The organism is Kineococcus halophytocola (assembly GCF_041276425.1).
Taxonomy (GTDB): Bacteria; Actinomycetota; Actinomycetes; order Actinomycetales; family Kineococcaceae; genus Kineococcus; species Kineococcus halophytocola.
In genome coordinates this window covers 1-1,324 of sequence record NZ_JBGFTU010000059.1, presented here as the reverse complement: position 1 = coordinate 1,324, position 1,324 = coordinate 1, and the positions used below count along the sequence as shown (strand labels likewise).

Annotated in this window: 2 protein-coding genes; both read right to left on the bottom strand. The window is 68.8% G+C overall.

The window, feature by feature from the left end:
* Positions 1-9: 9 nt before the first annotated feature.
* Positions 10-957: a transposase gene (locus tag AB2L27_RS20135; protein ID WP_370443273.1), complete on the bottom strand. Its 948-nt coding sequence runs from the start codon at positions 955-957 to the stop codon at positions 10-12.
* Positions 954-1,271, bottom strand: coding sequence for a transposase (locus AB2L27_RS20130; protein ID WP_370443272.1), 318 nt, complete (start codon positions 1,269-1,271; stop codon positions 954-956). Before AB2L27_RS20130 ends, AB2L27_RS20135 begins: the two co-directional genes overlap by 4 nt.
* Positions 1,272-1,324: the final 53 nt, after the last annotated feature.

Here is a 1,324-nt window from a genome sequence, read left to right as displayed (position 1 = left end):
TGTCTCGCGTCAAGTAGTTGGCAGGTTCTGGGGTTCGGGAAAGTTGGGCACCATCGGGTCGGCGATGCCGGTGTGGACCTCCATAGGGCGGTTCCAAGCGATCGCCTCGTGCGGGCGCACGTTGTTGTACTCGATGCGGTAGTCCTCGGCGTGGGCGACCAAGTCCAGGACATCCTCGACCTCCTCCAGAAAGAGCCGCTCGTACTTCAAGGACCTAAAGCCGCGTTCTCGTGAGCCGTTCTGCCCCGGTGTCCGGACCCGGGTGCGCACGTGGCGCAGCTCGGGGTGGGTGGCGATGAAGGCCTCAAAGCGAAAGGACCGAAACGGGCCGCCGTTGTCAGTGACCAAGGTGAGCAACGGCTGCACGTGCCCGTCCTCATCACGGGGAGCCAGGTCCACCAGCGGACAGCCCGCCAGACGCTCCGCCTCGGCCAGCGCGGCCTCGACCGCGGCGATGGCATCGTGCATGTTCGCCGTCGGGCTGGTGTGCCAGCCCAGCTCGTACTTCGAGTAGTAGTCCCGGCAGCCCGCAATCCGCCAGGTGCCACCGGTCGTGGTCTCGAACTCGGAGAAGTCCAGCTGCCAGACCTGGTTCGGACCCGTCGGCTCCACCGCAAAGGCCGCTTTGCGGCGGGCGGCCAGCTGGCGGCGTTCGCGCTGGTAGTTGGCCTCCAGGATCAGCCCCTCATCGCGCAGGAGCCGCAAGATGGTGGCCTGGGAGACGCGGTGGCCCTCGTGCCGGCACATCGCCCAGACCTTGCGGTGACCCCACGCCGGATGCGCCAGCGCATGGCGGCGGGCGGCCTGGCGGATCCGCTCTCGTGCCGGGCGGGGCCATGGACCCTTCGGCGGCCGCTGGAGGCGGGCGCGGGCCTGGTGACGGCGCCACGTCCGCTCGGGCACGCCGATCAGGGAGCAGAACCTCGTGGTCGGCATGCCCGCCTCGATGCGGATCACCTCGAGGTCTTCGAAGGGCCCAGGCGCCCCTCAGCGGACTTCTTCCACACCCGCAGCTCAACGGCGGCCTCACCCAGGGCGGTGGTCAGGTCGGCGACCTCAGCTTCGAGCTGGGCCTCGCGCGTCGAGGGCCCGTTCTTGCCGCTGGCCAGGCCGGCGCGGCCGGCTTCGAGGAATTGCCGTTTCCAGGTCCCGATGGACTGCTCGGAGACCTTCACGCGTCTGGCTGCCTCAGCGACGGTGGTTTCCCCGGCCAGGATCGACAGCACGATCCGGGTCTTCTCCTCGGCCGCCAGGGCCGGTGGTCTTGGCATGGTGATCAGGCTCCTCGCTGGTCAACCCCGTAGGCAACGGGGTCTGCCACAAA